The organism is Mycobacterium sp. B14F4 (genome assembly GCF_039871645.1).
In the GTDB taxonomy this organism is placed as follows: Bacteria; Actinomycetota; Actinomycetes; order Mycobacteriales; family Mycobacteriaceae; genus Mycobacterium.
In genome coordinates this window covers 335,025-347,021 of the sequence record NZ_JBDPMF010000001.1, presented here as the reverse complement: position 1 = coordinate 347,021, position 11,997 = coordinate 335,025, and the positions used below count along the sequence as shown (strand labels likewise).

Genomic DNA, 11,997 nt, shown 5'->3' with positions numbered 1-11,997 from the left:
TCCATCCTTGCCCCGCACGGCGGGCAAGCTGCGCCGGTTGGAGGTCAAACGAAACCTGGTGTCCTGACCGCGTACTCAGCCGACCGCGGGCGGGGCGTCCTGCGGGGTGCGCGGCAACGCGTACAACGCCATCCGCCGGTTGGACATGTCGTGCTCACCGAGGAAGACACAGCCCGCGTATTCGCATACTGCGCGGGCTCCGGCGTTGCGGTAGTCGGGATCGAACATGATGCGCCGGCAGCGCGGTTCGAGGTCGAATATGCTGGCGACCAAGTGCGGCAACAGGATCGGCGCGACGCCGCGGTTGACGAAGCGCAGGTCGGCGATGGCGGCATGCAGACCGATGTCGTGCGGGTCGGCCTCATAGCGCGGGCCGATCGAGTCCTTGGCGGCACGGTACAACTCGATGTACGCGAACGGCTGGCCGCGGAAATGGCCGATGAAGGGCCGCGAGTAGTCACCCACGAGTTGCGCGCGCAGGTGGTTGCGCCACCGTGCCGGCGGCCAGTCGTACTCCCAGGCTTCGACCAGATGCGGGCGGTTCATCCACTCGGAGATCATCTCGGCATCGGCATCGGCGTCGGCCAGCCGGATCTCGTACGGCTCGACCAGAGTCGGTGTCGGCGGTGCGGCCACCCGCCGCACGGCGTCGGTGATGTCGGTCAGCTCGCGCGGCAGGACGGCGGACGGCGCGTCGTCGATGTCGGTCACCGCGGGGAGCTTACCGGACCGAAGTAAGGGTAGGTTTACCTTCCGTGTGCGCGAGGGCGCGCACGGTCCCTCAATCGAAGAGTTCGTCGAGCGCCCGCTGCTCCAACTCGATCCAGCGGTTCACGCTGCGTCGATACCGTGACATCGCTTCCTCGTCGAGGTGCTGTGCGCCGTCGGGCGTGATCCGACAGATGTCCATCGGCCCGCCGACGCTCGGCGATGACTGGTCGAGGGCGTCGAGCACCCGCAGCGCGGCGACGACGCCGTGGTCGACACCGCGTTCGGACATCCGGAAGTGAGCCAGCAGGGCGTGGGCCTGCTGAGCCATGGGTGCCCCGCTGCCCACCGCCTGGAACCCGGTCACCTCGTGGTGGCCGATCAGCCCGTGGGGATCGATGTCGACGATGAACGGTTGCCCACCGGCGTACCCGGCCGCCAGCACATAGGTCGACGGCGTGGCGCCCTTACCACCGCCCGGCACGTCGCTGATGAAGGTCGAGTAGTGATGCTCGAGGATGGGCAGCACCCGCTCCTGCAGCGCGCGGCCGACGTCCGGGGCTTCCACGATCGCGTCGGCCTCGGCGCCGAACACCTGCTCGAGATCGTGCAGCACGGCGCGCGATCCGCTGCCACCCCACGCCGCGTGGTCGCCGAGTGGATGCAGCTTCTGCGCCGGGTAGCTCAATTGCCGGACCGGGTCGGTGATTTGGGAGTCCGACGCCATCACCAGCCCGTCGGCACACCGAATCGCCAGCACGACCGTCATGAGTCCACCCGCATCGGGTGATCGTCTCACGGCGCCGGTGGCCCGGGTGCTTGGCCGGAAATATCGGCGATGAGAAGGTGGGACCATGCCCGTCGACCGGATCGCCGAACTGCAACGGTGGCAGGACTCCGGCGCCATCTGGGAGGTCCTCGCCCGGCGCGCGGACAGCGTCACCGTCGCGCTGATGCGTTGTGACGGCGGGGAAGAAGTCGAGCGGTTCACCTCCGACGATCCCGGCCTGCTGGCGTTCATCGGCGACCGCAGCAGCAGCCTCGACTGAGCCGGCGGCGTCACCGCAGGGTCATGACGAAACCCCGGCCTTACGAACGAGTTCGGCGAATGCCGCGGCCGCCGCGTCGACACCGTCGATGTCACCGGTGGCAACGAGATCGAGCAGGAGACCGCGCGCGACGGCCAGTCCCAGCCGCGTCATCGCCGGATCCAGCGTCGGTTCGGTGCCCGCGCCGAGCCATGCGTCGACGGCCTCGGGCAGCATGCGGGCGAAGGGCTGCTCGCCTTGCGCACCGCGGGCGTAGCACTCGAAGAAGAGCCGTTCGAACGGGCGCAGCTCGGGCCGGCGGAGATCGGCCCACATCGCCGCGATCGCCGCAGCGGGGTCCGACGGCAGCTCCGCAAGCAGCGCCATCTGCCGACGCTCCACCTGTTCGACGATGGCGAGCAGGAGTTCGTCGCGCGAGCCGAAATGGTGCAGCAGCATGCGGTGGCTGGTGCCGACGACCGCGGCGATGTCGCGCAGCGAGCGGTCTCCGATCCCGCCGTTCGCGAACTCGGCCACGACCGCGTCGAGCAGTTCGCGTCGCCGCTGCAGATCAGGACTTCGGGCCATCGGATTGGTGCAGGTGCTCGCTGCGCGCCTTCAGGCCTGCCGCCTCGAGGTCGAGATAACGCCTGGTGGTTGGACGGATGAACAGTGCGACCACTGATCCGACGGGACCTCGCTGCTCGAGCCGCTGACCTACCCGGGTGCGGGCGTTCGACACCGCGACGACCTCATGGCGCGCCACGGTCAACCCACCCGGCGAGCGCTGTACCCACGTCCACGACGCCCCGGGCGAGAATTCGGTGACCTCCCACACCAGCTTCGGCAGCCGGGGTTGTTTGATCGCGAATCTCTTGCCGACCGCCAGACCTGCGCCGTCGAGGGCGACGATGCGGGTGACCGACGCGGTCCAGTCGGGCCACCGTTCCACATCGGTGAACACGTCCCAGACGACTCCGGCGGGCGCGTCGATCTCGACGCCGCATTCCATGATCATGTACCAGATGGTACATCTTTGGCGCGGCGGCTAGAAGACCATCCATTCGTCTCGTTCGGCCCGGAGTTCCCTGATCGCACGCATCAACTCCCGATCCCGAACGGCGTTGGCCAGTTCGGCCGGGGTGGGCAACCGCAATTCCGTACCGTCGAACACCGACAGCCCGCTACATCGGGCGCACACCGAGATGTCCCCGTCGTGCGGGGTGTTCTCCGGGTTGCGGCGGTCGACGAAAGCGTTGACGGCGTGCTTGCAGAACGGGCATTGCCGAAGCACCACGGCTCGCAGGGCCATTTCTTCACGCTAGCCGCCCGTCCCGGTTCGCGAAATGCACTGCGCGAACGGATAATCGGTAGTTTGCCTAGGAAAATATCTCGCCGGGCGACCAATGCCGCTGCTGAACCACACGATTGACTTCCGATCGGACCGTCCGTGCGTGTCCGCGCCGTGAACTATCCATAAAGCGAAGCCCGGCGTCGCGAACGCGCGTCAAGCGCGCTGCGGCACGGACGGCCCCGGTTCGAGGATCTTGAGGACCGTCTCGCCGACCGACCGGGCGAAGGTGCGGTCGTCGAGATCCTCCAACCCTGTCGATGCGCGCAGGAAGCCGCCGAACAGGCACCACCCCATCTGCAGCGCGATTGTGTGCGCGGCCGCCAGGCGGGCATCCTGTTCGCTGGGATGCCGGGCCTTCACGGCCTCGACGAGGATCTCCATCGTCGGGAACCGCCGCTGCAGTTCGCCGATCTGATAGCCGTCGAGCGATACCCGGGCGATGACCCGAAGCTGGCGGTCGACCGCGGCGCTGATGCGGCCGCCGTCGGAGTCCTCGGCGATGAGATCGGCGAGATGGCGGGCCAGGTGGTCGAGCACCGCGCCGACCAGTTGGTCCTTGGTCCCGAAGTGGCGGTGGATCAGCCCGTGGTTCACCCGCGAGTGCGCGGCGATGTCCCGGATGGATGTTGCCGACGGCCCGCGGTCGGCGAACAGGTCCGCCGCAGACGTCAGCACCGCAGTGACTACTTCCTGCCTGCCCAGCGGGGTGCCGGCCGGCCGCGAAGTGCCCCTTGCCGAAGCCGTAGTCATGTGACTACGGTACCGGCAAGGAGTCTGCGGTCAACCGATGACTTGCGGTTCTCTCGGAAGGACACCTGCTGTGGCAACGACGCCGGGCACGTACGCACGCTTCATCGGCAGGGTCGGCGCGCTGGCCGTCGCGCTGGGCATCGGCACGGCCGTTGCGACCACTCCCGGCGTGGCCGCCGCGCAGGACGGCACCTCCTCGGACGCCGCGGCCAGTTCCTCGACGGAATCCTCCGATACCTCGGCCTCGGCGGGCACCGCACCGTCGGCCGGGCAGGTTGGCGGGGACGACGGCGAGGACGAACCCGCGGGCGACGACGCGGCCGACGAGGAGGACTTCGACGACGACGAGTCGCTCAGCGAGGACGACGAGGCCCCCGCCGGGGACGACGACCCCGTCGAGGACGACGAGGACTCCGACGCCGATTATCCTTTCCCGAGCCCGCCGAGCGGCGCAGGCGACGGAGGCAAGACGGATTCGGGTGTTGCCGCCGAGCCGCTCGGGGAGGGTCCCTCGAGTGCGGTCCCGTCGACCGGCCCTGTCCAGGTCGCCGACGAGCCGACCGGTTCCGGCAACGAGCCCGAGGCGGCGGAACCGCCCGAAGCGCCGCAACCGTCGGCCGCCGTCGAGACCGCGTCGACGAGCACGACCACGCTGACGCGGTCGACGGCGGTGCCCGAGCCGGCGCCGACGACCGTGACCACGGGTATCACCGACTTCGTCGCTTCGGTGTTGTCGGCGTTCGGATTCGGGCCGAGGGCCGCCTCCGGTCCCGTCGCGCCGGCGGAACCGCCACTGCTGTGGGCGCTGCTGGGCTGGGTGCGCCGCGAGGTCGGACATCTGACGTCATCGGTGGCCTCTGTCGCCGGCGTGCCCGTCGCGGCATCGGTGGCCGAGAACGTGGCGGCCCCGGCGGTGAGCCCGCTCGCGACACCGGAACAGTTGGCCGCGGAGCGGATAGCCACTCAGACGGCGAACACGCTGCCGGTCGCGCTGATGAAAATCCTGCTGCGCCACCAGTTCCTGGCCGCGGGTCGCGCCCTGTACGGCCACGTCGACGCCGACAACATGGCGGCGCTCGATCGGGCCGTCGACGAATACGCCATGGCGGCGGCCTTCCAGCAGCAGCTACTCGACTCGATGAACCCGAAGATCGTCACCCAGGTCGCCCCGCCGCACATCTGGTTCGGACAGAACGTGCCGGGGTCGCGCATCCTCTACGACAACCCGGACACCATCTATCGCTTCATGGGCGTCAACGGGGCGTCGGAGTACGTGATCACGGGCCGGTTCCACGACACCACCGAGGACGGCGTGCCCGCCGACGTGACGTTCAGCGTGCTGGAGGGGCTGGCCGGGACGACGTCGTCGCTGCTGACCTACGACGACCTGGAGATCAACGAGGACGGCACCTTCACCATCACCGTCAGCCGGGAACCCGCCAACGGACGCAAGAACCACCTGCAGTTGACCAACGGGTCCACCATCATCGCGGCGCGGGATACGTTGGGCGACTGGAACACTGAAGTGCCGATGAGCCTATCGATCGAACGGGTCGGCGGCCCACCGGACAGCCTGTTCGCGCAGATCGGCGGCTTCGCGTTTCTGGGGCAGTTCATCAGCGGCAACCCCCTTCTGACGTCGCTGGTGTCGTTGGTGCCGCCGCTGCCGTGCATGCCGCCGCTACTGCGCGGGATCTTCACCGCGGCGATCCTGGTGGTGCGCGGCGCCAACGAGCAGGCCAAGTACATGGCGCTGGCCACCACCGATCCCCAGACCGGGGAGCGGCGCCCGGTCAACACGGTGAGCCAGCCCGCGAGCAACGCCGAATTCCTGGCCAACCAGCGGCAGAGCAACGGCCACTTCCAGCTCGCCGACGATCAAGTCCTGGTCCTGACCATCGATCCGGGCGAGGCGAACTACTTCGTCGTTCCCACCTACAACGTCTGGACGATCACCGGCGACTACTGGAACCAGCCGGCCAGCCTGAACAATGAACAGGCCGTACGCAATCCGGACGGCACCTACACCCTGGTGATCTCCCCGACCGATCCCGGCGCGGCGAACTGGGTCTCCACCGGCGGGCTCAACCAGGGCGCGCTCGCCATTCGCTTCCAGGACCTGCCGAACGAGGTCACCGACCCGCCCCTGATCGTCGACCAGCAGGTGATGTCGCACGCCGAACTGCGCGACTACCTGCCGCCCGACGCCTTCGTCACGGCCGAGGAGCGCGCTGCCCAACTCGCGGCGCGCAAGGCCGGCTTCGACAACCGCTGGGCCCCGTATCCGCAGCCGTGACGCCGACCCGCGCTCACGGCTCGACGACCCAGGAACCGCGACACACGACGCCCACCACGGCGAGCGCCGAATCCAGCATCACCAGATCTGCGCTCGATCCCTCAGCGAGGTCCGGCTGCGAAAGACCCAGCGCCCGAGCCGGATTGATCGACGCCTGGCGCACGGCGCCGAGCAGGGCCTCCTCGCGTGCCATGCCGCTGTGCCTCACCGCGAAGCGGAACTGGTGATCCATCGTCGCGGTGCTGCCCGCAATGGTCTGGGTTCCCGCGACGCGGGCGATCCCCTCGACGACCTCGACCGACAGCGGGCCGAGCCGGTAGATACCGTCGGCCATGCCGGCCGCGGAGATCGCGTCGGTCACCAGCGAGACCCGATCGGGACCCACACTTCGGGAGATGTGGCGGTACACCGCCGGATCGACGTGGACGCCGTCGGTGATGAGTTCCACGGTCACCGCGGGGTCTTCGACGAGGGCGATGATCGGCCCGGGCTCGCGACGGTCGATCGGGCGCATCGCGTTGAACAGGTGGGTACCCACCGTCGCCCCGGCGGCGATGGCCGCGCGCGTCTGCGCGTAGGTCGCCTCGGTGTGGCCGACGGCGACGACGACACCGTGCGCGACGAACCGCTCGATGGCCGCCAGAGCGCCGGGGCGTTCCGGTGCGATGGTGACCATCCGGACGGCACCCTGCCCCGCGTCGAGGATCTGATCGATCTCGGCGGGGTCCGGGTCGCGCATCAGCGACGGTGCGTGCGCCCCGCATCGGGTGGTCGCGAGCCACGGCCCTTCCAGATGGATTCCGTCGATCGTGCCGGCTCGCACGTCGCCCGCCAGTTCGGACACCTCGCGCAGCAGCTCGTCGGGCGCCGCGGTCACCAACGAGGCGAGCAGCGCGGTGGTTCCGTGCCCGCGATGGAAGGCCGCCGCGGTGGCCGTGTCGGTGCCCGTCGCGCTGGCGAAGTTCGCTCCCCCGCCCCCGTGCACGTGGGTGTCGACGAATCCCGGTACCATCGTCACAGCGCCGAGGTCGCGGTCCGCGCGGTGCGGTGGCACGCCACCGCCGACCCCCTGGATGACTGCGTTGGAAACCTCAATCCAGCCGGGCCGGAACACTTCTCGGCCCGTCACCAACTCATCGGCGGTCAGCAGCACTCAGATGCCCTGCCATGCCGGCTTGTTGTGGTAGGCCTCACGGTAGTAGTCGACGAGCTGAAGCCGGCCCGCCGCGGCCTCGTCGAGCAGCACGGTCACGTGCGGATGGTGCTGCAGGATCGTCGCCGGCCATAGCGCACTGACGGCGCCTTCCACGAGATGGTGTACCGCCTCGGCCTTGTGGCGGCCGGTCGCGACGAGGATGAGGTGCCGGGCCGCCATGATCGTGGCCAGACCCTGGGTCAGGCAGTGCGTGGGCACCGCATCGAGGTCGTCGCCGAAGAAGCGGGCGTTGTCGAGCCTGGTCTGTCTCGTCAGCGTCTTGATCCGGGTGCGCGATGCCAACGACGATCCCGGTTCGTTGAAGGCGATGTGCCCGTCGGTGCCGATCCCGAGGATCTGCAGGTCCACCCCGCCGGCCCGGCGGATCGCCTCCTCGAAGGCCGCGCACGCCGCCGGGATGTCGCGCGCCGATCCGTCGGGTCCCTGCACCGCGCCGTCGGCGAAGTCGACGCGGGCGACGAAGGCCGCCTCGATGACGTTGCGGTACCGCTGCGGATGGTCGGCGGGCAGGCCGACGTACTCGTCGAGCGTGAACCCGCGGGCTCGGGCGAAGGAGATCCGCCCGGCGTCGCGACGTGCCACGAGTTCGTCGTAGATCGCGATCGGCGACGATCCGGTGGCCAGTCCGAGCACCGCGGCCGGGTTCCGGTCCAGCAGTGCGGTGACGGCGTCGGCCGCCAATGCCCCGATCTGGCCGGCCTCCTGCAGGATGACGACTTCCATCTACGTGTTCGCCGTGAAAAGAGTTGCCCCGCAGAGGATGTCGGCACCTTCGAAGACCGACTCGGATGCGGCTACGTTGCCGGGCTCCCGTTCGCCCATCACGACGACGGGTACCACGGGGCTCAGTCCTTTCGCCGCGACGGCCGGCACGTCGTAGCTGACGACGACCTGTCCCGCGACGACATCGTCCCCCTGGCGGACGTGGGCCGTGAAGCCTTCACCGTTCAACGTGACGGTGTCGAGCCCGAGGTGCACCAGCACGCCGACGTTGTCGGCGGTCATGACGACGTAGGCGTGCGGCATGAGCCGCAGTACCTTGCCGGTGACCGGGGCGACGGCGTCGACGACACCGCGGACGGGATCGACTGCGGCACCCTGACCCACCATGCCTTGGGAGAACACCGGGTCGGGTACGTCCTGCAGCGGCATCGCACGCCCGCCGACCGGGGCGAGGACTGGCGTCGTGCTCATGGCTCAACAATACGAGCGCGCCGGAAAGACGGTCCCGCGTTCGCGGTTTACTCTAAGCTTCCGCTGAGCTTCGGCGGCGGGCGAGGCGGGCGGCTTGAGGAGGTCACCGGCGATGGGTGAAGCGTCGAAACCTGTTGCAGCGCAGCGTGAGACCGGGCGTCGCATGCCCGGTTTCGCGCAGTTGCAGCGGCTGGGCAAGAGTCTCATGCTGCCGATCGCGGTGCTACCCGCCGCCGGTATCCTGCTGCGGCTCGGCCAGCCGGACCTGCTCGGCCGGATCGAGACCCCCGTCATCGGGGCGTTCTTCCAGGCGATGAGCGCCGCGGGTGACGCGCTGTTCGCCAACCTTCCGCTGCTCTTCGCCGTCGGCGTCGCGATCGGTTTCGCCAGGAAGGCCGACGGCTCCACCGCGCTGTCGGCAGTCGTCGGTTACCTGGTGATGGACGCCGTCTTCACGACCATGTCGCCGATCGTGCTGGCCGGCGAGGTCGACAAGGCGGGCGAGCAGGCGCAGATCAACTACAGCGTGTTCGCCGGCATCGTGATCGGTCTGGTGAGCGCGTGGCTGTTCGACCGCTACCACACCATCCAGTTGCCTTCATATCTCGGCTTTTTCGGCGGCAGGCGCTTCGTACCGATCGTCGTGTCGCTGGCCAGCTTGTTCATCGCGTTCGTGATGAGCTACTTCTATCCGGTCTTCGATGCCGGGCTGACCGGCCTCGGGCAGTTCATCGGCGGCGCGGGCGCCCTTGGCGCGTTCGTTTACGGGTTCGCCAACCGCATGCTGATCCCGTTCGGCCTGCACCACATCCCCAACTCGTACGTGTGGTTCCTCTACGGCGACTACCAGCCGCCCGGTGGCGAAGCCGTCACCGGCGAGCTCACTCGCTTCGCCGCGGGGGACCCGACGGCGGGCATCCTCACGTCGGGTTTCTACCCCGTCCTGATGTTCGGCCTGCCGGCGGCGGCGCTGGCGATGATCCACGTGGCCAACAAGAAACAGCGCAAGCTCGCGGTCGGGATCCTGGCGGCCGCCGCACTGACCGCCTTCCTGACCGGGGTGACCGAGCCCCTCGAGTTCGCGTTCATGTTCGTGGCCTTCCCGCTGTATGTCATCCATGCGGTGCTCACCGGACTCTCCCTCGCGATCGCCTATCTGCTCGACATCCACCTGGGATTCTCGTTCTCCGCCGGGTTGATCGACCTCCTGTTGTACGGCACCGCACCGGCGGCCAAGAACATTCCGCTGCTCATCGGCATGGGCGCGGTGTTCTTCGTCGTGTATTACCTGCTGTTCCGGTTCGCGATCGCCAAGTGGAACCTGCGCACCCCGGGACGCGAAACCGAGAGCGAGTTCGAGGCCGAGGAGCGCGCCAACATCGGTGAGGGCGCCGACTCCGTCACCGCGGTGGCCGCCGGCGGTGGCACGGCCACGGCGACCGCCCCGGTCCGCGCCGACAGCAGGGCCGAACAGGTCATCGCGGCGTTCGGCGGCCGGGAGAACCTCGTCAACGTCGACGCCTGCATCACGCGCCTGCGCATGGAGGTCGCCGACACGGGCAAGGTGGACCGGGCGCGGCTCAAGAGCCTCGGGGCCGCGGGCGTGGTGGAAGTGGGCAACAGCGTGCAGGCGGTGTTCGGCACCGATGCCGAAGCGCTCAAGAACGACATCGCCGATCTTCTGTGATTTGTGTGCGTCCGAGACGGAACGCACACAAATCCCTCACAACAGGTCGGTGATGGTCTTGAGCCCGGCGTCGTACAGCACCCCGGGGAGCATGCCGCCGTCGCACTCGATCGTGGTGCCGTTCACGTAGTCCGCCGCCCCCGAAGCCAGGAAGACACAGATCCGGCCGACCTCTTCGGGTTCGCCGCCGCGGCGCATCGGCACCGCCGCGAAGTACTCGGTTCCCGTCGGGTCGTCCTTCGGCAGCACGAACGAGCGGAAGTTCTCGGTGATGGTCGGCCCCAACGCGATGCAGTTGACCCGGACTGTCGGCCCCCATTCCTGGGCGAGGGACCGGGTGAGATGGTTCAGCCCGCTCTTGGCCGCGCCGTAGGACACCAGCGTCGGCGACCCGGCGGGATGGCCCGCGCCGCTCGAGATGTTGATGATGCAGCCCGTGCCGTCCTGCGTGGCCATCTGGCGATAGGCGCGGATCGCGAACCAGAGCGGACTGATCAGGTTCATCTGGATGGCGAACTGGTGGAACAGCGCGGTGCGTTCGAAGTCGTCGTCGCTGCGGGGGGCGCCCTGAATCCGGGACACGAGTTCGGGGATGTCCTCGACATGGGGCGCGGGCACGGTGCCGCCGGCGTTGTTGACCAGGATGTCGAGCCGACCGTGAGCCTCCACCACGCCGGCGATGAACGCGTCGATCGAGCGGTGATCGCCTTGGTCGCAGACCATTTGGGCGGACCGCGCGGCCCAGTCGGGGTCCTCGGAGGTGCCGGGCAGCGCGTCGAGTCGGGAGCGGGCGCAGCCGATGACCGTCGCGCCGGCCCGCAGCAGTTCGTGCGCGATGCCGACACCGACCCCGCGGCTGGTCCCGGTGACCACGGCGACCTTGCCGTCGAGCGCACTCACAGGTTCCTCGATCGGTTGACGAATCGGCCTTCACGCGGCGAGAACAGCCATCCCCCACCGGCTTTGGTTCCGCCGTCGACGGGGATGTTGTGGCCGGTGACGAACGCGGACTGATCCGACGCCAGGAACAGCGCCACCCGCGCCTGGTCCTCGGGCCAGCCCACTCTGCCGACAGGTGCCCACGATGCCCACAGCTCGGCAGTGTCTTCGTACCCGCTCAGGTAGTCGACCTGAGGCGTCTGCGCGAGATCGGTGCCGATGCCGTTGACGCGGATGCCGCGGCGGCCCAGATCGACCGCAAGGCAGGTGGTGAAGTGCGCGGCCGCGGCCTTCATCGCGCCGTACACCGGATCCTTGGGGTACCCGCGCATGCCCTCCACCGAATGGACGGTGACGATGCTGCCGCGGTGTGCGTCGATCATCGACGGGACGAACGCCCGGGTGACGGAGAGGACGTGTCGCAGGTTGATGTCGTACATGCGCTGCCACGAGTCCGGGGTGGACCGGTGAAACGGCACCAGCGGGCGGTAATCCCCGACATTGTTGACCAGCACGTCGACCCGCCCGTGCCGGGTGAGCACGGCTTCGGCCAGCCGCGCGACGTCGTCGTCGACCGTGACGTCGGTGACGTGGCCGCGAATCGATCCACCAGCGGCGGTCACCTCGTCGGTGATGCGCTCCGCGCGGTCCCTGTCGATCTCGGCGACCTCCACCAGGGCGCCGTGCGCAGCGAAGAGGCGGGCGATGCCCGCGCCGATACCGTCCCCTCCCCCGGTGACGACGGCAACGCGGCCGTCGAGGAGCCGATTCCAGTCGTCGATACGAGGAACGGCGGCGTCACCGCTCATACGACGGACACTAGCC

14 protein-coding genes are annotated in these 11,997 nt (G+C 68.8%); 3 read left to right on the top strand and 11 right to left on the bottom strand.

What is annotated here, in order from left to right; all coding sequences use genetic code 11:
- Window positions 1-75: 75 nt before the first annotated feature.
- On the bottom strand, window positions 76-711 hold the full coding sequence (locus ABGB19_RS01705; RefSeq protein WP_347683341.1) for a GNAT family N-acetyltransferase: 636 nt from the start codon (window positions 709-711) through the stop codon (window positions 76-78).
- Between the two features lie 70 nt (window positions 712-781).
- Window positions 782-1,477: a proteasome protein gene (locus ABGB19_RS01700; RefSeq protein WP_347683339.1), complete on the bottom strand. Its 696-nt coding sequence runs from the start codon at window positions 1,475-1,477 to the stop codon at window positions 782-784.
- An 85-nt stretch (window positions 1,478-1,562) separates the two neighbouring features.
- On the opposite strand from ABGB19_RS01700, the gene ABGB19_RS01695 reads away from it, so the two are divergent.
- Window positions 1,563-1,757 carry a hypothetical protein gene (locus tag ABGB19_RS01695; RefSeq protein ID WP_347683337.1) on the top strand — a complete coding sequence of 65 codons (195 nt, stop codon included), beginning with the start codon at window positions 1,563-1,565 and terminating at the stop codon, window positions 1,755-1,757.
- A gap of 21 nt (window positions 1,758-1,778) precedes the next feature.
- Here the strand turns inward: ABGB19_RS01695 and ABGB19_RS01690 are convergent, their stop codons facing one another.
- The 4 genes from ABGB19_RS01690 to ABGB19_RS01675 form a co-directional block, all read right to left on the bottom strand.
- On the bottom strand, window positions 1,779-2,324 hold the full coding sequence (locus ABGB19_RS01690) for a TetR/AcrR family transcriptional regulator (protein ID WP_347683335.1): 546 nt from the start codon (window positions 2,322-2,324) through the stop codon (window positions 1,779-1,781).
- A complete protein-coding gene (locus tag ABGB19_RS01685) occupies window positions 2,308-2,754 on the bottom strand; it encodes an SRPBCC family protein (protein ID WP_347683333.1) in 447 nt (148 codons plus the stop codon). The genes ABGB19_RS01690 and ABGB19_RS01685 overlap by 17 nt, the downstream gene beginning before the upstream one ends.
- A 30-nt stretch (window positions 2,755-2,784) precedes the next feature.
- The gene (locus ABGB19_RS01680; RefSeq protein WP_347683331.1) at window positions 2,785-3,048 is read right to left on the bottom strand and encodes a hypothetical protein; all 264 of its coding nucleotides are present in this window, start codon (window positions 3,046-3,048) and stop codon (window positions 2,785-2,787) included.
- 195 nt (window positions 3,049-3,243) lie between these two features.
- Entirely contained in the window at window positions 3,244-3,840 is a 597-nt protein-coding gene (locus ABGB19_RS01675) for a TetR/AcrR family transcriptional regulator (protein ID WP_347683329.1), read from the bottom strand.
- A gap of 70 nt (window positions 3,841-3,910) precedes the next feature.
- On the opposite strand from ABGB19_RS01675, the gene ABGB19_RS01670 reads away from it, so the two are divergent.
- Window positions 3,911-6,136 carry a DUF1214 domain-containing protein gene (locus tag ABGB19_RS01670; RefSeq protein WP_347683327.1) on the top strand — a complete coding sequence of 742 codons (2,226 nt, stop codon included), beginning with the start codon at window positions 3,911-3,913 and terminating at the stop codon, window positions 6,134-6,136.
- Window positions 6,137-6,149: 13 nt separating this feature from the next.
- On the opposite strand, the gene nagA is transcribed toward ABGB19_RS01670, so the two are convergent.
- From nagA to ABGB19_RS01655, 3 genes are read right to left on the bottom strand one after another with little or no spacing between them, the layout of a single operon-like run.
- Entirely contained in the window at window positions 6,150-7,289 is a 1,140-nt protein-coding gene (gene nagA / locus ABGB19_RS01665) for an N-acetylglucosamine-6-phosphate deacetylase (RefSeq protein ID WP_347683325.1), read from the bottom strand.
- On the bottom strand, window positions 7,290-8,075 hold the full coding sequence (gene nagB / locus ABGB19_RS01660) for a glucosamine-6-phosphate deaminase (protein ID WP_347683323.1): 786 nt from the start codon (window positions 8,073-8,075) through the stop codon (window positions 7,290-7,292).
- On the bottom strand, window positions 8,076-8,546 hold the full coding sequence (locus tag ABGB19_RS01655; protein WP_347683321.1) for a PTS glucose transporter subunit IIA: 471 nt from the start codon (window positions 8,544-8,546) through the stop codon (window positions 8,076-8,078). It lies immediately after the preceding gene.
- Window positions 8,547-8,658: 112 nt separating this feature from the next.
- Here ABGB19_RS01655 and ABGB19_RS01650 point away from each other — a divergent pair, with 112 nt between their 5' ends.
- Window positions 8,659-10,233: a PTS transporter subunit EIIC gene (locus ABGB19_RS01650; protein ID WP_347683319.1), complete on the top strand. Its 1,575-nt coding sequence runs from the start codon at window positions 8,659-8,661 to the stop codon at window positions 10,231-10,233.
- A 36-nt stretch (window positions 10,234-10,269) separates the two neighbouring features.
- On the opposite strand, the gene ABGB19_RS01645 is transcribed toward ABGB19_RS01650, so the two are convergent.
- Together ABGB19_RS01645 and ABGB19_RS01640 are read right to left on the bottom strand one after the other, a co-directional pair.
- Window positions 10,270-11,133 (bottom strand): SDR family oxidoreductase, encoded by an 864-nt coding sequence (locus ABGB19_RS01645; protein WP_347683317.1) that lies wholly within the window; start codon window positions 11,131-11,133, stop codon window positions 10,270-10,272.
- Window positions 11,130-11,981, bottom strand: a complete 852-nt coding sequence (locus tag ABGB19_RS01640; protein ID WP_347683315.1) for an SDR family oxidoreductase — start codon at window positions 11,979-11,981, stop codon at window positions 11,130-11,132. Before ABGB19_RS01640 ends, ABGB19_RS01645 begins: the two co-directional genes overlap by 4 nt.
- Between the last annotated feature and the right edge of the window lie 16 nt (window positions 11,982-11,997).

Bases quoted from the DNA above. Each gene is read 5' to 3' on its own strand.
- ABGB19_RS01700 (WP_347683339.1), bottom strand. From the start codon at position 1,477: ATGACGGTCGTGCTGGCGATTCGGTGTGCCGACGGGCTGGTGATGGCG.
- ABGB19_RS01695 (WP_347683337.1), top strand. From the start codon at position 1,563: ATGCCCGTCGACCGGATCGCCGAACTGCAACGGTGGCAGGACTCCGGC.
- ABGB19_RS01690 (WP_347683335.1), bottom strand. From the start codon at position 2,324: ATGGCCCGAAGTCCTGATCTGCAGCGGCGACGCGAACTGCTCGACGCG.
- ABGB19_RS01685 (WP_347683333.1), bottom strand. From the start codon at position 2,754: ATGATCATGGAATGCGGCGTCGAGATCGACGCGCCCGCCGGAGTCGTC.
- ABGB19_RS01680 (WP_347683331.1), bottom strand. From the start codon at position 3,048: ATGGCCCTGCGAGCCGTGGTGCTTCGGCAATGCCCGTTCTGCAAGCAC.
- ABGB19_RS01675 (WP_347683329.1), bottom strand. From the start codon at position 3,840: ATGACTACGGCTTCGGCAAGGGGCACTTCGCGGCCGGCCGGCACCCCG.
- nagB (WP_347683323.1), bottom strand. From the start codon at position 8,075: ATGGAAGTCGTCATCCTGCAGGAGGCCGGCCAGATCGGGGCATTGGCG.
- ABGB19_RS01655 (WP_347683321.1), bottom strand. From the start codon at position 8,546: ATGAGCACGACGCCAGTCCTCGCCCCGGTCGGCGGGCGTGCGATGCCG.
- ABGB19_RS01650 (WP_347683319.1), top strand. From the start codon at position 8,659: ATGGGTGAAGCGTCGAAACCTGTTGCAGCGCAGCGTGAGACCGGGCGT.
- ABGB19_RS01640 (WP_347683315.1), bottom strand. From the start codon at position 11,981: ATGAGCGGTGACGCCGCCGTTCCTCGTATCGACGACTGGAATCGGCTC.